The 18,225-nt window shown below is 73.5% G+C and carries 15 protein-coding genes; all 15 read left to right on the top strand.

The window, feature by feature from the left end; translation table 11 throughout:
• The 15 genes from AB5J73_RS29575 (at position 1) to AB5J73_RS29645 (ending at position 18,223) form a co-directional block, all read left to right on the top strand.
• Entirely contained in the window at positions 1 to 2,265 is a 2,265-nt protein-coding gene (locus AB5J73_RS29575; RefSeq protein WP_370961940.1) for a phage tail sheath family protein, read from the top strand.
• A gap of 19 nt (positions 2,266 to 2,284) precedes the next feature.
• The gene (locus AB5J73_RS29580) at positions 2,285 to 2,743 is read left to right on the top strand and encodes a phage tail protein (RefSeq protein ID WP_247024469.1); all 459 of its coding nucleotides are present in this window, start codon (positions 2,285 to 2,287) and stop codon (positions 2,741 to 2,743) included.
• 10 nt (positions 2,744 to 2,753) lie between these two features.
• A complete protein-coding gene (locus tag AB5J73_RS29585) occupies positions 2,754 to 4,235 on the top strand; it encodes a phage tail sheath subtilisin-like domain-containing protein (protein ID WP_370961941.1) in 1,482 nt (493 codons plus the stop codon).
• Positions 4,232 to 4,732, top strand: coding sequence for a phage tail protein (locus AB5J73_RS29590; RefSeq protein ID WP_370961942.1), 501 nt, complete (start codon positions 4,232 to 4,234; stop codon positions 4,730 to 4,732). Before AB5J73_RS29585 ends, AB5J73_RS29590 begins: the two co-directional genes overlap by 4 nt.
• A gap of 11 nt (positions 4,733 to 4,743) precedes the next feature.
• Positions 4,744 to 4,932, top strand: coding sequence for a putative phage tail protein (locus AB5J73_RS29595; protein WP_370961943.1), 189 nt, complete (start codon positions 4,744 to 4,746; stop codon positions 4,930 to 4,932).
• Complete coding sequence (locus tag AB5J73_RS29600; protein ID WP_370961944.1) at positions 4,929 to 5,591, top strand: LysM peptidoglycan-binding domain-containing protein; 663 nt, start codon at positions 4,929 to 4,931, stop codon at positions 5,589 to 5,591. Before AB5J73_RS29595 ends, AB5J73_RS29600 begins: the two co-directional genes overlap by 4 nt.
• Positions 5,592 to 5,604: 13 nt before the next feature.
• Positions 5,605 to 6,798: a phage late control D family protein gene (locus AB5J73_RS29605; protein WP_370961945.1), complete on the top strand. Its 1,194-nt coding sequence runs from the start codon at positions 5,605 to 5,607 to the stop codon at positions 6,796 to 6,798.
• Positions 6,795 to 7,424 carry a phage baseplate assembly protein V gene (locus tag AB5J73_RS29610; RefSeq protein WP_370961946.1) on the top strand — a complete coding sequence of 210 codons (630 nt, stop codon included), beginning with the start codon at positions 6,795 to 6,797 and terminating at the stop codon, positions 7,422 to 7,424. The genes AB5J73_RS29605 and AB5J73_RS29610 overlap by 4 nt, the downstream gene beginning before the upstream one ends.
• Positions 7,421 to 7,825: a GPW/gp25 family protein gene (locus tag AB5J73_RS29615; RefSeq protein ID WP_370961947.1), complete on the top strand. Its 405-nt coding sequence runs from the start codon at positions 7,421 to 7,423 to the stop codon at positions 7,823 to 7,825. Before AB5J73_RS29610 ends, AB5J73_RS29615 begins: the two co-directional genes overlap by 4 nt.
• Positions 7,822 to 9,726, top strand: a complete 1,905-nt coding sequence (locus AB5J73_RS29620) for a hypothetical protein (RefSeq protein WP_370961948.1) — start codon at positions 7,822 to 7,824, stop codon at positions 9,724 to 9,726. Before AB5J73_RS29615 ends, AB5J73_RS29620 begins: the two co-directional genes overlap by 4 nt.
• Before the next feature lie 163 nt (positions 9,727 to 9,889).
• Positions 9,890 to 11,929 (top strand): putative baseplate assembly protein, encoded by a 2,040-nt coding sequence (locus AB5J73_RS29625; protein ID WP_370961949.1) that lies wholly within the window; start codon positions 9,890 to 9,892, stop codon positions 11,927 to 11,929.
• Positions 11,926 to 13,842 carry a phage tail protein gene (locus tag AB5J73_RS29630; RefSeq protein WP_370961950.1) on the top strand — a complete coding sequence of 639 codons (1,917 nt, stop codon included), beginning with the start codon at positions 11,926 to 11,928 and terminating at the stop codon, positions 13,840 to 13,842. Before AB5J73_RS29625 ends, AB5J73_RS29630 begins: the two co-directional genes overlap by 4 nt.
• Positions 13,843 to 13,857: 15 nt before the next feature.
• Positions 13,858 to 15,075, top strand: coding sequence for a hypothetical protein (locus AB5J73_RS29635; protein WP_370961951.1), 1,218 nt, complete (start codon positions 13,858 to 13,860; stop codon positions 15,073 to 15,075).
• Positions 15,072 to 17,099, top strand: a complete 2,028-nt coding sequence (locus tag AB5J73_RS29640) for a hypothetical protein (protein ID WP_370961952.1) — start codon at positions 15,072 to 15,074, stop codon at positions 17,097 to 17,099. The genes AB5J73_RS29635 and AB5J73_RS29640 overlap by 4 nt, the downstream gene beginning before the upstream one ends.
• Positions 17,096 to 18,223 carry a hypothetical protein gene (locus AB5J73_RS29645; RefSeq protein WP_370961953.1) on the top strand — a complete coding sequence of 376 codons (1,128 nt, stop codon included), beginning with the start codon at positions 17,096 to 17,098 and terminating at the stop codon, positions 18,221 to 18,223. Before AB5J73_RS29640 ends, AB5J73_RS29645 begins: the two co-directional genes overlap by 4 nt.
• Positions 18,224 to 18,225 lie beyond the last annotated feature (2 nt).

Below are 18,225 nucleotides of genomic sequence, written 5' to 3' on the forward strand. Positions count from 1 at the left end.
ATGCCCGAGTACCTGAGCCCCGGCGTCTACGTCGAGGAGGTCGACGCGGGGCCGCGGCCGATCGCGGGGGTGAGCACCAGCACGGCGGGCATGGTCGGGGTCACCCAGCGCGGCCCGACCGACGGGAAGCCCAAGCTGGTGACGAACTTCCTGGAGTTCCAGACGACGTTCGGCGGGTTCCTGCCCGAGCCGGACCCGGCGATCCGGGACGCTTGGGCCGAAAACCCGACCGAGGGCGGCCGCTGGTGGCTGTTCCCGCTGGCGGTCAAGGGGTTCTTCGACAACGGCGGCCAGCGCCTCTACGTCAAGCGGGTCGCCAGCACCACCGCGCAGGCCGCGTCCGGCGAGTTCGGCACCGGCCTGGTCAGCGCGATCACCCGGGACGCCGCGGCCGGGGCGAAGGTGCTGGAGCTGGCCCACCTGGTCGGGTTCACCGGTACCGACGAGGTCAAGGTCTTCCGCGGGAGCGACAACGTCGAGATCGGCACGGTGACGATCACCGCGTACGACGCCGGCAAGGGGCGGGTCACGCTCGGCACCGGGCTGGCCGCGGAGGTCAAGGCGGCCCGCGGCGACTACGTGCTGAAGGCCCCGCGGGTGGCCACGCCGAGCCTGCGGTTCTCCGCGTCGAGCCCCGGTTCCTGGGGCAAGGCGGTCCAGGTGCGGATCGCGCCGTCGGTGAGCGCGTCGCTGCCGGTGCTGCCCGAGCCGAACGAGGGCCCGCTGTTCATCACCGCGATCGCCGCCGACGCGGAGCGCGACGCCGGCGCGATCGAGGTGAACGCGGTGCCCGGGCTCGACCCCGACGACCTGCCCGGCGACGTCTGGATCCTGATCAACAACCGGCGCTTCCCGGTCACTGTGGCGCAGCCCGAATCGGGGAAGGTGACACTCACCTTCCCCGACGGCACCACGCACGCGCCGTGGAAGACCGGCCTCACCGTGCGCCGGGTGCGCCGGGCCAACGCCGGCGCCGGCCCGAAGCTGCGGGTCAGCGGCTCCAGCCGGCTGTACGAGGGCGCGGTCGCGCAGCTCGACACCGGGAACCAGCTGAGCACCCTGAACGTCTTGGCGATCGAGCCCGACGACGTCGTCACCTTCGACGCCGACACCCCCGCGGAGGTCTTCGAGACCGCGCGGCTCCTGCTGGTCGAGTCCACAGTGGACACGCGGTTCGCCGACCCCGGCGGCGGCTCGGTGACCGAAACCTTCCGCAACCTGCGCCTGACCGGCGACGGGCCCGGCACCGTGACGGGCACGCTGGCGAGCCAGTCGCGGCTGGTGCGGGCGACCGCGCTGGAGCTGAGCACCGATCCCACCGAATTCCCGACGCCCGCCACCGGTTCGTGGCTCAGCCTCGCCGACGACGGCGACGACGCCTTCGGGGGCCTCGACGTCGGGGACTTCGTCGGCACGGACGGCGGGAGCGGCAAGCGCACCGGCATCGTGGCGCTGGAGGACATCGACGAGATCGCGATCTGCGCGGTGCCCGGCGTGTGGGCGGGCACCGTCGAATCGGCGCTGGTGACCCACTGCGAACAGCTCAAGGACCGGTTCGCCGTCCTCGATCCGCGGGACGGCCTCGACCTCGAGGGCATCCAGGAGTTCCGGGAACCGTTCGACACCAAGTACGCCGCGCTGTACTACCCGTGGCTGGTCGTCAACGACCCCTCGACCAACCGGTTCGTCGAGGTGCCGCCCTCGGGCCACATCATCGGGATCTACGCCCGCACCGACGTCGAGCGGGGCGTGCACAAGGCGCCGGCCAACGCGGTCGTCCGCGGCATCCGGCTGACCGACGGCATCGCCCAGGACGTCACCAAGCGGCACCAGGACCTGCTGAACCCCCGGGGGATCAACGCGCTGCGGTTCTTCCCCGGCCTCGGCCAGCGGGTGTGGGGCGCGCGCACGCTGTCCTCGGACACCTCGTGGAAGTACGTCAACGTGCGGCGGCTCTTCCTGTTCCTCGAGGAGTCGATCGACGAGGGCACGCAGTGGGTCGTGTTCGAGCCGAACGACGAATCGCTGTGGGCGCTGGTGCGGCAGACGGTCGCGAACTTCCTCACCACCGTGTGGCGCAGCGGCGCGCTCGCCGGCACGACCGCGGACGAGGCGTTCTTCGTCCAGTGCGACCGCTCCACGATGACCGACGACGACATCGCGAACGGCAGGCTCATCTGCGTGATCGGGGTGGCGCCGGTGTTCCCGGCGGAGTTCGTGATCTTCCGGATCCAGCAGAAGACCCGCGAGCCCCAGCTCGTCTGACCACTGAAAGGCAAGAGAGATGCCACCTGTGACGCGGGACGACCCGTATGCCGCGTATAACTTCCTGGTCATCGTGACCAACGTCAGCGACGACGGCGTCGCGGTGAGCGGTTCGTTCACCGAAGCCAGCGGGCTGGACGTGGAACTGCCGGTGATCGAATACCGCACCGGCAGCGAGGACATCACGGTCCGCAAGCTCGTGGGCCTCAAGAAGTTCCCGAGCGCGCTGACGTTCAAGCGCGGGGTCACCGGCCACGTCGGGTTCTGGAACTGGGTGAAGGAGGCGCTCGACGGCCGGGTGCGGCGCACGTCCGGCTCGATCGTGATGCTCGACGAGAACCGCCAGGAGGTCATGCGCTGGAACTTCGACCGGGGCTGGCCGACGAAGTACACCGGACCGTCGTTCAACGCGACCAAGAACGAGATCGCCATGGAGACGCTCGTGCTGGCCGTCGAGAGCTTCGTGATCGACGCGTGAGCGGGCAGAGATGACCAGCGCGGCGCTTCCCGGCGTTTCCCTGACCTTCGAGCGAACGGCTTCCGGCGACGAGCCGCTGCGCACGGACGTGGCCGTGTTCCTCGGCCGCACCCGGCGCGGCCCGGTCGGCGTGCCCGTGCGCGTCGAGAGCTGGAACGACGTCGTGGGCGCGTTCGGCCCGCCCGACGGCACGTCGGCGACGCCGTACGCGCTGCGCGGGTTCTTCGAGAACCAGGGCCGGACGGCGTGGGTGCTTCGGGTGTCCGGGCCCGCCGCACCCGCCACGGCACCGTGGACCGGCGACTACCTCGTGGTGGCCGCGAGTCCCGGTGCGTGGGCGAACGGCGGCCGGGTCGCCGTGCGGTACCGGGCGAGCAGCGTCGCGGGGCCGCCGGCGGTGACCGTGCGCGTGCTCGTGCCCGGCGAGCCGCCGGAAACCTTCGCGGGCATGGCGCCCGGCGAGGTCGCCGACCGGCTCACCGGGTCCCGGCTGATCCGGCTGGTGCCGCTGGACCCGGACCGGCCGGGGAGCCCGATCCCCGCGGGCGCGCCGATCTCGCTGGCGTGGGACCTCACGCTCAGCGGCGGCACGGACAGCCCGCCGGGGCGCAACGAGTACGCCGACGCCGTGGTGACGCAGGCCGAGCTGCCGGAGCCGGCGCTGGTGGCCCTCCCGGACCTCGGCACCGACCTCACCGGCACCGACCACACGAACCTGGTGCTGGAGCTGCTCGGGGTCGTGGCGCCGCTGCTGGACCGGCTGGTGCTGCTGGACGTGCCGCCGGAGAAGTCCACAGTGGACGAAGTGGCCGGCTGGGCGGGCGAGCTGGCGGGCTTCGGCGACGAGGTGCTGCTCGCCGCGGCGGCGGTGTACCACCCGCCGCTGCGGGCGCCGTCGCTCGCGGGCACCGGGCTGCGGACCGTCCCGGCGTCCGGGCACGTCGCCGGGCTGGTCGCCCGGCTCGACGCCGAGCGGGGCGCCGCGCACACCCCCGCCAACGCGACGCTGCTGGACGCGGTCGACCTCGAGGTCGAGTACCCGGAGGCGCAGCAGGTCCGGTTGTTCGACGCGGGCGTCGACCTGGTGCGGTGCCTGCGGGGCCGCGGGCTCGTGGTGTGGGGCGGGCGGACGCTGTCCACCGACCCGCGCCGGGTGTACGTCGCCCACCGCCGGCTGCTGCACCTGCTGGTGCGGGCGATCCGGCGCGCCGCCGCGCCGCTGGTGTTCGAGGTCGACTCGGCGGAACTGCGGCTGTCGCTGGTCCGCGCGATCACGTCGGTGCTGCTGGAGGCGTTCCGCACCGGGGCGCTCGCCGGCACCCGGCCGGAGGACGCCTTCCGCGTGGTGTGCGACGAAACCAACAACCCGCCCGAGCAGGACCCCGGGCAGGTCGTGTGCGAGGTCGAAGTCGCGCCGGCCGTGCCGATGGAGTTCATCGCGCTGCGGCTCGTGCTCGGCCAGGACCGCGGCCTGGAGGTGATCGAGCAGTGACGACCCCGGTGGACCAGCTGCTCGCGCTCAACGAGCCGCTGCCCAAGTTCCGCTTCCTCGTGACGCTTTCCGCGGCCGACGTCTACCTGCCGCCGGCGCAGGCCCTGCTGCTGCAGGTGGTGGCGTCCGGGGCCTTCCAGGAGGTCACCGGGCTGGGCGCGCAGCTGGAGGTGGTCAGCTACCCCGAAGGCGGGCGCAACGACGCGGTGCACAAGCTGCCGCTGCGCCACTCGTGGAACCCGATCACCCTCAAGCGCGGCGTGGTCCGCGACCGCCTGCTGTGGTCCTGGTACGAAACCGGCCTGCACGACTCGCTGGGGGCGCGCCGCGACGGCGCCCTGATCATGCTCGACGAGGCGGGGCTGCCCGCCAAGTCGTGGCTCTTCCACGGCGGCCTGGCCGCCAAGTGGACCGGCCCCGACCTGCACGCCGAGCAGAACGCGGTCGCGATCGAGTCCTTGGAAATCGCCCACGAGGGCCTGACGGCCGTCCTCTAGGAGAAGAAACCGTGCCCAGGAACGTGACTTTCCACAACGTCGAGGTGCACTTCGCGGTGGACGGCGACGACGGCGCCGTGTTCACCCGCCTGTTCACCAAGCACATCCAGGCGTGGGCACGGCGCTACGAAGAAGAGTGCGCCCGGGCCGAGCGCAGCGGGAACGACCGCAGGATCGGGGATTCGGGGGGCCGCCGGTGATCACCACACCGTTCTCTTCGGTGAGCCAGGGCGCCGACGCGCACCTGGAGATCGAGCGGCCGCCGAACCGGACGCCGCAGGTGATCCCGCTGCGGTTCAACCCGACCGAGTACAAGCTGAGCAAGAGCAACACCTTCGCCGAGATCACCATCCCCGGGCTGGAGACACCGCCGATCCAGTTCATCCGCGGCGGCACCGAAACGCTGACGCTGCAGGCGCTGGTCGACACGTCGGACACGCTGAACGACGTCCGGACGTCCTATGTGGACGCCGTACGCGACCTGCTGCGGATCGATGGCACCGAGCACGCGCCACCGATCGTCCGGTTCCACTGGAACGGTCCGGTGTTCACCGGCGTGCTGGAGAAGCTGGACGTGAACTACGTGCTGTTCGCCAAGAACGGGGTCCCGCTGCGGGCCCAGCTGGACATCACGCTCAAGGAGTACCGCCTGGCGAAGGACCAGGCCGTGGACCCGCCGCGGTCCTCGCCGACGGTGGAGAAGAGCTACGTCGTGCGCCGCGGCGACACCTGGGACCGCATCTCCGCCGCGGTGTACCGGCGGCCGGACGCGTGGCGGGAACTGGCGCGCGCCAACGGCATCTCCGATCCACGCGACCTGCGGCCGGGGCTGGTGCTGACCGTGCCCCGGCTGCCGTGAAAGGGGGCCGCCGATGACCGCGCCCGCGGGCACCCAGCCCGAACTCGCCGACCCGGACGGCTACGCCCCGCAATTCGAAGTGGTCGTCGAGGGGCTGACGCTGGACCCGACGACGAAGAACGACATCCTCGACATCAAGGTGCACCGCGATCTCGACGAGATGTCGGGCTTCGACCTCGAGCTGAACAACTGGGACGACGTCGCGCTGAAGTTCAAGCACAGCGACTCGAAGGAGCTGCGGATCGGCGCGCACGTCTCGGTCCGGCTCGGCTACGCGGACCGGCTGCTGACCGTCGCGACCGGGAAGATCAGCACGCTCGCGCCCAAGTTCCCGGATTCCGCGTCGCCGACCGTCTCCATCACCTGCGTGGACGGGCTGCTCGACCTCAAGGACCGCAAGCCCACCAAGGAAGAGGACAAGAACTTCGTCAACAAGACCGACTGGGAGATCGCCGAGCAGATCGCGCGGCGCAACCACCTGGCGTTCGAGACGACCCACGAGGGCCCGCGGCACGACCTCGTGGTGCAGAAGAACCAGTCCGACGCGCAGTTCCTGATGGAGCGGGCGAAGCGGATCGACTTCGACTGCTACCTCCTGCCGGACCCGCGGACGGGCGTGCAGACGCTGTACTTCATCAAGCCCACCGACGGTCGCGACTCCCGGCCGATCCGGTTGTTCCGCCTGGCCTACGCGCCCGGGCTGGCCTCCGGGCCGAGCGGGCAGCCGCCCGGCCTGGTGCCCAACCTCATCGACTTCACCCCGACGATGACCCTGTCCGACCAGGTCAGCAAGCTCACCGTGCACGGCTGGGACCCGGTCAAGGCGGAGCCGATCGAGTACGTCGCGACCAAGGACGACCTGCCCGGCGGGCAGAACTCCGCCGACGGGCAGAGCGGGCCCGAGGCGGCGGCGACCGCGGCCGGCGACCGCCAGGAAGTGGTCGTCGACGCGCCGGTGCTGAGCCAGGAGGAAGCCAAGGAGCTGGCCATCTCGCTGCTGCGGGAGCGGGCGTACGAGTTCATCACCGCGACCGGCCGGGTGGCCGGGCTGCCGGAGCTGCGCCCGGGGGACAACCTGGAGATCTTCGGCCTCGGCCGCCGGTTCTCCGGCACCTACTTCGTCAAGCGCGTGGAGCACGCCCTCAACACGAGCGGCTTCTTCACGACCTTCACCGCCCGGCGGATCTTCCAGGGGGACAAGCAATGACCACACCACGGGCCATGGCGACCGACCAGCGCTTCTACGGCGTCGCGCCGGCGGAGGTCGTCCAGAACGACGGGGACGACGAAGGCCGCGTCCGGGTCAAGTACTACTGGCTGGACGGCGGCGCGTCGATCAGTCCCTGGATCCGCGTCAGCCAGCTGTACGCGGGCGCCGGCTACGGCTCGGTGTTCGTGCCCGAGGTCGGCGACGAGGTGCTGGTCGCGTTCTTCCAGGGCGACATGCGCCAGCCGTACGTGCTGGGCGGGCTCTACAACGGCAAGAAGAAGCCGCCGGTCGCGCACTCCGGCGGCACCGACCAGAAGATCATCCGGACCAAGGCCGGGCACCGGATCCTGTTCGACGACAAGGAAAAGGAGATCACGATCAGCACCGCGTCCGGGGCGAAGGTGGTGCTCAAGGACAGCGGCGAGATCACCCTCGAAGCCAAGACCGTGACGGTGAAGGCGTCGGACATCGACCTCGGCGGCGGTGCCACCGAGCCCGTCGTGCTCGGCAACGCGCTGATGCAGGCCTTCGTGCAGCACACCCACCCGGTGGCCGGCGCGGCCACCGGGCCCGCGACGCCGCTCCCGCCGACCGTGCTCGCGAAGAAGGTGAAGGCGACGTGACCGAACCCTTCCTCGGCGCCGGCTGGCGGTTCCCGATCCTGCCCGACGAGGCCGGCCGGCTGTCCTACGCCGTCGGCGAGACGAGCATCGAGCACTGCCTGCGCGCGCTGCTGCTCACCGCCACGGGCGAGCGCGTGATGCGGCCGGAACTCGGCACGACGGTGCCGGAATCGGTGTTCGCACCCGGCAGCGTGCAGAACCTGCGCAGCCTCGAGCGGTCGATCGCCGACGCCGTGAAGACCTTCGAGCCGCGGGTGGAGCTGGCGAGCGTGCTCGCCGAGGCCGACCCGGCCGACGAGTCCCGCGTGACGATCTCCGTCGAGTACCGGATCCGGCGCACCAACACCAAGGCCAACCTGGTGTTCCCGTTCTACCTCGGCCTGACGGGGACGACGCCATGACGCTGCCGGTGCCGAAGCTGGACGACCTCACCTGGGCCGACATGATGGCGGCCGTCACCCGCCGCATCCCGGCGGAGTCGGGCGGCACGTGGACGCTGCACGCGCCCGTCGACCCCGGCGTCACGCTGCTGGAACTGTTCGCCTACCTGCTGGAGCAGCGGCTCTACTGGCTGGACCAGGCGCCGGACGAACTCGTCGTCGCGATCCTGCGGCTGCTGGGGCTCGAGCCGCCTCGCCCGGCGCGGGCGGCGGCCACGGTCCTCGCGCTCACCACCGACGCGAAAACACCGGCGACGGTGCGCGCGGGCACCGTCCTGGCCCGTGACCCGGCCGCGGCCATCCGCTTCACCCTCGACGACGAGGTGACCGTCTTCCCGGTGGCGGGCGCGGCGACGGTGGTCACCGACCGCGACCGCACCGCCGATCTGCTGGCCGGGCGCGGGGTGCCGCTGCTGGCGAGCGACGGGTCCGCCGCCTCGGCCCGCTTCACCTTGCCGCTCACCGGGGCGCACTCCACGACCGGCTGGCTGTCGCTGCTGGTCGAGCTCGACTCGCCGCTGCCGCCGTCGTGGGCGCCGCCGCCGCTCCCGGTCGTCCGCCCGCCGGCCGAGCTGACGTGGTCGTGGTTCCGCCCCAGCGGCGATGCCTCCGGCGAGTTCGAGGCGGTCGAGGACGGCACCGGCGGGCTGCGGCGCTCCGGCGTGGTCCGGCTGCGGCCGCCGGCCGGGTGGTCCACAATGGACCGCGGGCTGGTGGTGGCCACCCCCGCCGCGACCTACTCGTCGCCGCCACGGCTGCGGCGGCTGGCGGTCAACGTCTCGGGCGCCCGGCACGCCGAGCACCGCACGGTGACCGGGCTCGAAGACCAGACCCGCAAGTGGCTGAAGCTGCCCGGCCAGCGGCTCGAGCTGCCGGACGCCGCCGGCCGGCTGCTCACCGCGGTCCTGCACCTGGCACGCGAGCAGTGGGACCCGGCGGCCGACTTCGCCTTCGGCTCCGGCCGGGACCGGATCTTCCTGCTCGACCGGCACGACGGCGCGCTGGTGTTCGGCGACGGCCTCACCGGGCGGATCCCGCGGCCCGGCGGAGCGGTCCGGGTCGACTACACGATCGGCGGCGGCCGCGACGGCAACGGCGGCCTGACGGACAACTGGCTGCCGGTCGACCTCGCGGTGCCGGTGCGGGCGGCGAACCCGGTCCAGGCCGCCGGCGGGGCGGACCCGGAGACGGTGGCCCAGGCCCGTGACCGCGCCGCGGGCGCGCTCGGCGAGGTGACCAGGGCGGTCACGGCGGCGGACTTCGTCACCCTGGCCACCACGACGCCGGGCGTCGAGGTCGGCCGCGCCCACGCCGCGGTCGGCGAGCACCCGGGGTTCCCGTGCGCGCGGGTCCCCGGCGCGGTGACCGTCCACATCGTCCCGGCGGTGCCCCGCGACGGCGACGACGTCGTGGCCGCCCCGGAACCGGACCCGGGCGCGCTGTGCGCGGTCGCGGACCGGCTCGCCCGAGCGCGGTTGCTCACGGCCGAGGTGTTCGTGCGGCCGCCGGCGTACCGGGACGTCCGGCTGCGGGTGGACCTGTCCGGCACCCCGGCCGACCGGGTCCGGGTGTCCACTGTGGCCGGTACCGCGCTGCGCCGGTTCCTCGACCCGTTGACCGGCGGGGACGACGAGACGGGCTGGCCGTTCGGCGAGCCCCTGCGGCCGTCGGCGCTGCTGCGGGCCGCGCAGCAGGCGCTCGGCGACCTGGCGGTGGTCACCGCCGTCGCGATCGGCATCGACGGGGCGGAGCCCGCGGAAACGTGCGGCGACGTACCACTGCGGCCCGCGGACCTGCCGGTCGTGCGGGAAGTCCGCACGCGGGTGGTGCCCGCGGCGGAACCGGGGGAGGGATTGCTGTGACGTTCCACGGATCGGGCCTGTCACATGCCCCCAATGTGGCGTTCGGTGCGTCAGACGCACCGAACGCCACATTGGGTGCGCTGGATGCACCCAACGCCACATTGGGGCGCTTGGAACCGGGCCACGACACTGCTGCGGCCGGGCGAACCGGAGGTGGCGAGTTGTGACCGACGTCTGGTGGGCGCGCGACTCGGCCGAAGAAGCGCGCATCGTCTCCGGCCCCGGGCCGTCCGGGGTGCAGCCGGAGCTCGTCGAGGCGACGCGGGAAGCGGTGCGGGCCGACGTGCGCGATCGGATCCCCGGCTACACCCCGGATTGGACCAGCTTCGACCGGCAGGACGCCGGTGTCGCGCTCGTGCGGCTCTTCGGCACCCAGGCCGAGCCCGTGCTCCTGCGGGTCAACCGGCTGCCGGAGAAGATCCTCGCCGAGCACCTGAACACCGCGGGTGTGCGCCGCCGTCCCGCGACGGCGGCGGCCGCGCTGCTCGAGTTCACCGTGACCCCGCCGGACGGCGCTTCGGTGCTCGTCCCGGCCGGGTTCCAGGCCGCGGCCACCGGCACCGGCGGCGACGTCGTCTACGAGACCGACCAGGACCTCTACGCCACCCCCGCCACCCTGAGCGTGCTCGCGGTGCAGCGGGGCGGGCCGCTCGAGCCGGTGCCCCTCGGCCCGAACGGGCCGGGCCGGCCGTTCGCGCCGTTCGGCACCGAGCCCCGGCCGGGCAACGCGTTGTGGCTCGGCCTCGATGGCACCGCGAGCCCGTTCCCGTCGCTGTCGCTGGGGTTCGTGATCGCGGCCGCGCCGCCGGTGCCCGCGGCCGCCGGCGGGCTCACCCCGCTCCCGCTGGCGCCCCAGCCGCTGCTGCGCTGGGACGTGCTGGACGGCGGCCGGTTCCGGCCCGCCGAGGTCGTCCGCGACGAGACCCAGGGGCTGCGCGCGAGCGGCACGGTGGAGCTGCGGCTGCCGCGCACCTGGGCGCCCGGGCACCCGCCGGCCGCGCGCCCCGGCCCGGCGCTGCGCTGGCTGCGGCTGCAGGTCGCGCAGGGCATGTTCACGGCCGCGCCGCCGCTCGTGTCCGGGTTGCGGCTGAACACCGTCGCCGCCACCGCCGCCCGCACGATCTTCGACGAGCCGCTGGAACCGATCCAGGACCCCGCGAACCCGTCCGAACGGCGGCAGCTGCGGCTGAGCCAGGTCCCGATCCTGGCCGGCACCGTGGTGATCGAGGTCGACGACGACCCGGGGATGGACCTGTTCGGGACCACCGAAGAGGGGGCGTCGCCGTGGCAGGAGGTGCCGAGCCTCGCCGCCTACGGCCCGGACGACCACGTGTTCGTCGTCGACTACGACACCGGCGTGGTCACCTTCGGCGACGGCGTGAACGGCGCGCCCGTGCCGCCGGGATTCCGCAACGTCCGCGCGGTGCGCTACCGCGTCGGCGGCGGCGCCGCGGGCGCGGTGCCGTCCGGCGCCGTCAACGGCGTCGTCACCGCGCGGCCGTTCGTGACCGGCGTGACCAATCCGTTCCCCGCCACCGGCGGCGCCGACGCCGAGCCCGACGCGGACGTCATGCGGCGCGGGGTGGGGGAGCTGCGGTCCCGCGGCCGGGCCGTCGCCCCCGCCGACTACGGCCTGCTGGCGCTGCGCGCGCCGGGCGCCTCGATCGCCCGCGCGAACGGGGTGCCGGGCCTGCACCCGGACTTCGCCGGCACGGCCATCCCCGGTGTCGTCGGTGTCCTCGTGGTGCCGCCGTTCGAGGCGGGGGGCACCGAGCCGCCGGTACCGACCGCCGAGACCCTGCGCGCGGTGGCCGGCTTCCTCTCCCGCGAGGTGGCGCCCGCCGGGGTCACGGTGGTCACCGGCCCGGTCGCGTACCGGCGGATCGGCGTCGAAGCCCGGGTGGTGCTCGACCCCGGCCAGGACCGGGCCGCGGTCCTCGCCCGCGCGGCGGACGCGGTGACCACCTACCTGGACCCGGTGCGGGGCGGGGAAACCGGCGGCGGCTGGCCGTTCGGCGGCGCGGTGCGGCACACCGCGCTCGTGCGCCGGCTCCTGGCGGTGGACGGCGTCCTCGCGGTGTCCGGGCTTTCGCTCACCGCCGACGGGCTGCGGCTGCCGCCGTGCGCCGACCACCCGATCCCGCCGGACGACCTGGTGTGGCCGGAGCGCCCGCTGCTGATCCCGGTGGAGGAGTCCGCATGACGTGCACACCCACGACCGTGACCTTCCGGCTGCTCGACGACGTCGTCGGGTGGGACCAGGACGTCGTGGCGAACCTCGTCGGGTTCGGGGACGAGGCCGGCGTCCGGCTCGCCCGCCCCGGCACGGCCCCGGACGGCCCGACGCGGACGCAGCTGCTGCCGTGGTTCCCCGATCCGCGGCTGGCGCCCGGGTGCGGGCCGTGCGGGTGGTACCTGGTCTCCGGCGAGCGGTTGCTGCGCCGGGACACCTGCACCGGCGGCTGGCTGCCCGCCTGGCCGCCCTCCTGCGACCCCCGGCTGCTGCGCGCGCCGGCGGCGGTGGCCGCGCGCGGGCACCGGATCGCCGTGGCCGACTCCGGCCGGGTCTTCGTGTGGCGCAACGAAGGCGACCACCTGAGCGCGGTGATCGGGCTGCGGCACGCCAAGGTCGTCGCGCTCGCGCCGGGCGAGCAGGTGCTCGTCGCCCGCGAGGGCCGCGACCGGCTGTGGCGCTACGGCGCCGACGGGCGGCTCTGCGAGGTCGTCCGCACGCACGTCCGGGGCGAGATCATCGGCATCCGCACCGGACCCGGCCGCACGATCTGGCTGCTCACCGAGGAAGCCGGCCGGTTCCGGATCTACCGCGACCACCGCGAGTCCACAATGGACGACCTGGCCGCCGCGCTGCCGCCCAGCAGCCTCGTCCGTGCCGACGAGGACGGCTTCTGCCTGCGCGAGCACGGCCCCGACGGCGAGGTGACCTCCTGCTACGACTGGGCCGGGCAGCCGCGGGCGGAACCGGCCCCCGAGGCCGGGCAGTTCGTCACCGAAGGCGAGTTCACCACCTTCCGGATCGACAGCGGGATCTCACGCTGCCGCTGGCACCGGGTCCGGGTGGACGCGGACGTCCCGGCGGGCACCGCGGTGGCGGTGTCGATCGTGGTGTCCGAGGACGGCGAGTTCGCCGAAAGCGACTGGCAGGCCGCGCCCGCGGGCGTCACCGACTTCCTCGTCGACCAGCCGCCCGGGCGCCACCTCACGGTCCGCGTGCGGCTGTCCGGCGACTCGTCGGCGACGCCGGTCCTGCACCGGATCCGGCTCGACTTCCCGCGGTCCACCAGCGCGGACCTGCTGCCCGCCGCGTTCCGGCAAGACCCCGCGGCCGACGACTTCACCGAGCGGTTCCTGTCCCTGTTCGACGCGACCACGGCCGAGCTCGACCGGGTCGTCGAGCGCTACCCGGCGCTGCTCGACCCGGCCGGCGTGCCGGACGGCGCGCTGCCGTGGCTGGCCGGCCTGCTCGGCCTGTCGTTCGAAGCCGGCTGGGACGCGGAAACGCGCCGGAAGCTGATCACCGCCGCACCCGGGCTGTACCGGCGGCGCGGGACGCCGGGTGCGCTGAAGGACGCGATCGAGATCATCTTCGCCGTCACCCCGGTCATCGACGAGCTGGCCGGCGACCGCCACTGGGCGCAGGTCCGCGCGACCGCCGCGCCGCCGTCCGCCCGCGGTCTCGGCTCGGTGCGGCTGTTCGGCCGCTCGTCGTCGCGGCTGCGGCTGGACACCTCGACGCTGGGCGCGACACCGCTGCGGGCGTTCGGCGACCCCGACACCGACCCCCTTACCGAGCACGCCCACCGGTTCCGGGTGCTGCTGCCCGCCGGCGCGGCCGACGAGGAGGCGGTGCGGCGCCTGGTGGCCCGGCAGGCGCCGGCGCACACGAAGGGGGCGGTGCGGGCCGGCGGGACGGGGTTCGTGGTCGGCACGCATTCGGCGGTCGGGGTCGACACCGCGTTCGTCCCGCTGCCGCCGCCGGTCGTGGGCGGCGTGCGCCTGAACCACGACGGAGTACTGAGACCCGGACCACGGGGCGCCCGCCACGGGGTGAGCGTCGGCGTGGTGTCCGCGGTCGGGGTCCACACGCGAGTGTCTTGAGAGGACAGGGAAGAGATGACCGAGGCAACGACAGAGGAACAGCCCTTCCGCCGGTTGCGGTACTTCCACGGCCAGCTGCTCACCGCGCGAGACTTCCAGCGGGAGCAGGAGTACTTCCGCGAGAAGCTGAAGCTGCGCATGCGCTGCCTGCTCGGCTACGGCGTGGTGTGCGGGCTGTTCGTGGAGCCCGCTCCGCCGTCGGACGACAAGGCGGCTTCCGGCGAAGAACGGCACGAGCACCAGGCGAAGGCGCACATCACCAGCGGGCTCGGCGTCGACTGCGACGGCAACGAGGTGCTCGTGCCCGGCAGCTGCGCGATCGACCTGTGGGACGCGCTGCCCGAGGACGAGCGCACCGGGACGACGGTGTGGGTCGGCGTCGAGTACACCGAACGCGCGGTCGAGCCGACCCGGACGGTGTTCAACTCCGCCTGCGCGGACACCTCGGACTGCGACTTCGGCTACACCGAGGAGAGCTACTGCGTCCGCGTCACCACCAAGACACCGCCCAAGGACGAGCGCTGCGAGACCTGCTGCACCCGGTGCGAGCACAAAGTCCTGTGGCTGGCCCGGATCGACGACGTCGACTTCGCGAAGCCGCTCCGCGAGGAGCAGATCCACCTCGACGTCCGCCGATTCTTCGGCCGCCGCGTGCCGACGGTGATCACCGGCGTCAACTGGAAGCACGGCCACACCTACACGGTGAACGAGGCCAAGGAACTGCTCGGCACCCAGAAGAACTCGGGCGGCCTGGTCGTCGAGTTCTCCGACGGCGTCCGCGTCGACAGCCTGCGCCGCGGCGTGGTGGAGATCCAGGTGATCGAAGGCGGCGCCGGCCGCAACGCCGACACCTGGTACATGGGCGGCACGTTCGAGGAACCCACCCCCAAGGACGGCGAGTTCACCGACCACTTCCGCTACCGGCAGACCACCCGCGAGACCCTGCAGGACGGCGACCGCGTGCTGATCACCGTCCGCGCCGCGTTCATCCTCGACCACTGCTGCCGTCCCGTCGACGGCACCAACGTCGGCGGCCGGGTCCCCTTCACCGGCCGGGCGAAGGCGGAAGCCGACGCCGAAACCGAGACCGATCACGGCCACGACCCCAAGCCCGAGCCGGACCCGACCGGCTGCCTCGTGCCGCCGACGGGCATCGGGCCGTGGACGTCCGGCACCGGCGCGGGCGGCGACGTCTTCGAGAGCTGGTTCTTCATCACCGAGGAGCGTTCATGAGCAAGACCGATTGCGGGTGCGGGTGCGGCGGGGCGCCGGCCTTCCCCGCCGCGTTCGTGCGGCCGCGGTTCTTCGCGGGTCAACTGCTCACCGAGGACGACCTCACGCTGCTGACCGACTACGTGGCCGGGAAGGACCGGCTGCACAACCGGATGCTGTCCGGCCCGGGCGTCGTGTGCGGGCTCGAGGTGTCCTGCGACTCGTGCGCGGGCGGGACGGTGCTCGTGCACCCCGGGCACGCCCTGGACTGCTGCGGCAACGACATCGTGCTGTCCTGCAAGGAGAAGGTCGACGTGCAGGCGCTCGTGCGCGAACTGCGGGTGTCCTCGCCGGGCGTCGAGTGCGGCGACCCGTGCGACGACGACCAGCGCCACTTCGGGCTCTTCGTGCGGTACGAGGAGAGCATGACGGGCCCGGTCGCGCCGTTCGCCACCGAGGAGCCGTGCCCGGCGCCGGGGTGCGTGCCCTCCCGCGTCGAGGAGGGCTTCCGGTTCGTCGTCAAGTGCGACCCGACCGACGACCACCGGTACAACCCCGCCACCAAGCTGCTGGCGCGGATCGGGGACAAGGACGCCTACGAGCACATCCGGCTGCTGAGCCGGCGGCTCGAGCACTACCTGGACCCGATGGCGGTCGCCGGCCGCTCGTCGACCCGGACGATCCGGTTCGAGGACGCCGACGCCGTCCGGTACCGGGACAGCCTCGGCCAGCTGAAGGCCGGCGCGGACGGCGACCCGCGGCCGCCCGAAGCCCGGCAGCAGACGGAGTACGTGCGGGCGCTGGCGAGCGCCATCGCCCGGTACGACACCTACGACGAGGCGGGGCAGCAGGAGCTGCGGGCGAAGTACGAAGACCTCGGGACGATCGACACCGCGCGGCAGGTGCTCGGCGCGGCCTGCGACCGGCTGGCCAAGACCGAGCCCGAAGAGGTCTGGCCGGAGGCCGTGCACCGGCAGATCGCGCTGGCCGTCGTGGCGGAGGCGAAGAACCGGGTGGCCAAGCGCGATCCCGACGCCCCCATCGAGCTCCGCCTGCTGGCGCAGGGCACGCCGCTGGACAACGTCCTGGAGGCCGGGTTCCGGGCCGATCTCGTGCGGATCCGGGAATGGCTGCTCGGCCGGCTGGACCGGGCGGCCGGCGTCGGGGACTGCAAGCTGCACGACGACGTCCGCGAGGTCGCCGTCCCGCAGCCGCTGCCGATCCCGGAGCCGGACCCCGCGCAGCGGCTGACCATCGCCGACCTGGGCCTGCTCACGGACGCGGCCGGGAAGCTGACGACGTACGTGCGCCGGTTCGTCACCGACGCGGCCTGCTCGACGCTGAACCCGCCGTGCACCGGCTGCGCGGACAACGACGTGCTGCTCGCGCACCTGGAGCTGGACGGCTGCGACGTCGTGCGCGTCTGCTCGGCGACCCGGGAGCAGGTGCTGCCGGGCGGCTCGGCCTACGGCGAGTGGCTGCCGAAGCTGTACCAGCTGCGCCACTTCGCCGAGCAGGTGTGCTGTCAGCCGGTTCCGGTGCACCGGCCGCCCGGCGTGCCGGAGACCGGGCCGATCCCGCGGCCGTACGTGCCGCGGCTGCTCGAACCGTGGCGGGCGCGGGGCCCGCTGGCGCGGATGTGGGAGCTCTTGGTGACCCCGGCGCCGGGGGAGACCGTGCCGAAACCCGTGCGCGAGCAGGTGTACACCGTGCCGGCCGAGGTGACCGACAGCCTGCAGGAGATGAACGCGCTGCGGGGGCAGGTCAGCGACCTGGTCTCGACGGTGGAGGCGTTGCGGGGGCAGCTGGACACCGCGCGGGAGCAGGTCTCGCAGGTGCGGGACGAACTGCCGGACCGGCTGTCCGACCGGCTCTCCGAGCTGGAGCGCGCCCCCGAAGCGGACGCGGAAGCCGCCCCGGAGCCCGAGGCGGGGGACGACGAGGAGCAGACCGTGAAGCCGAAGCAGCCACCGCGGCGGGGCCGGTCGTCGTCGGCCCGCAGCGGTGGTACCGCCCGCAAGCCGCGGTCGGGTGAGACGTCGTGACCGGTCCACTTCGCCCGGAGTTCCACGAGGGGCAGGTGCTCGCCGCCGCGGACCTCGCGGCGACCGTCGCCTACGCCCGCTCGGCGGCCGTCCGGCACGCGCGCCTTTCGCACGACTGGGGCATCGCCGACGGGCTCGGCATGACGACCGAGAACCGGACCGACCCGGTGTCGGGCGACCGGTTCGTCGAAGTGAGCGTGCAGGCCGGGCTCGCGGTCGACGGGACCGGCCGGGAGATCGTGGTGCCGGCCCCGGTCGTGCTGTCGGAGGCGGACTTCGAGGCGGTCAACGGCGCCGACGGGAAGACGACCGAGCCGTACCCGGTGTTCCTCACCGCCGCCGACCGGGCCCAGCCGTCGACCGGCCCGGCGTCCTGCGCGGGTGCCGGCGGGCCGACCCGGGTGGAGGAGTCCTACCAGATCCTCTTCCGGCGGCTCGGCGACGAGCGGCTGGTGGCCGACCAGCCGCCGCCCGCGGTGACCGCCGCCCCGGCCGCCCCGCCCGCGCAGTGGCTGGTGCTGCTGGGCTTCGTCCAGTGGACCGGCGGGCACTTCACGGCGGTGTTCCCGGCGGCGCGCGGGGTCGGGCCGCGGTACGTCGGGGTGCGCGCGGACACCGTGTCGGCCCGGTCGGGGTCGCTGGCACTGCGCACGCTGCCCGAGGCCCGGGAAGGCGAGCCGGCGCTGGTGCTGTCCGGTACGGCCGCGCCGACACTGGTTTACGGGCTGTACAAGGGAACCGGTGACGTCGACCCGCTGCTGACGGTGGAGTCCAACGGGAACTTGACCATCGCGGGGAGCTTCTCCGGCCAGATCTCGGCGGGCAGCGTGCTGGCGACGTCCGGCAGCGCGACCGACGGCACGGTGCTGCCGCTGCCGTCCGGGGTCACCCCGGCGGAGGTCGCCGACGGCCGCGTGTCGCTGCACGTCTACGTGACCCCGAAGCTCCCGCCGGCCCAGCCGGGGCTGACCGTCCCCGCCGAGGCCACTGTGGACGGTGACCGGCGGGTCCGGTGCCGGCTGCGGACCTACGACCCGGGCGTGGGGCCCGCGGTCACCGAGGCGTCGGGCTCGGTCGACTTCCTGGTCCTGGCAACGGTCGCGGCGTCGAACGGGGGTGGCTGAAG

The sequence above is a fragment of the Amycolatopsis sp. cg9 genome, assembly GCF_041346945.1.
Lineage (GTDB): Bacteria > Actinomycetota > Actinomycetes > Mycobacteriales > Pseudonocardiaceae > Amycolatopsis.

Bases quoted from the DNA above. Each gene is read 5' to 3' on its own strand.
- AB5J73_RS29575 (WP_370961940.1), top strand. From the start codon at position 1: ATGCCCGAGTACCTGAGCCCCGGCGTCTACGTCGAGGAGGTCGACGCG.
- AB5J73_RS29580 (WP_247024469.1), top strand. From the start codon at position 2,285: ATGCCACCTGTGACGCGGGACGACCCGTATGCCGCGTATAACTTCCTG.
- AB5J73_RS29585 (WP_370961941.1), top strand. From the start codon at position 2,754: ATGACCAGCGCGGCGCTTCCCGGCGTTTCCCTGACCTTCGAGCGAACG.
- AB5J73_RS29605 (WP_370961945.1), top strand. From the start codon at position 5,605: ATGACCGCGCCCGCGGGCACCCAGCCCGAACTCGCCGACCCGGACGGC.
- AB5J73_RS29610 (WP_370961946.1), top strand. From the start codon at position 6,795: ATGACCACACCACGGGCCATGGCGACCGACCAGCGCTTCTACGGCGTC.
- AB5J73_RS29620 (WP_370961948.1), top strand. From the start codon at position 7,822: ATGACGCTGCCGGTGCCGAAGCTGGACGACCTCACCTGGGCCGACATG.
- AB5J73_RS29630 (WP_370961950.1), top strand. From the start codon at position 11,926: ATGACGTGCACACCCACGACCGTGACCTTCCGGCTGCTCGACGACGTC.
- AB5J73_RS29635 (WP_370961951.1), top strand. From the start codon at position 13,858: ATGACCGAGGCAACGACAGAGGAACAGCCCTTCCGCCGGTTGCGGTAC.
- AB5J73_RS29640 (WP_370961952.1), top strand. From the start codon at position 15,072: ATGAGCAAGACCGATTGCGGGTGCGGGTGCGGCGGGGCGCCGGCCTTC.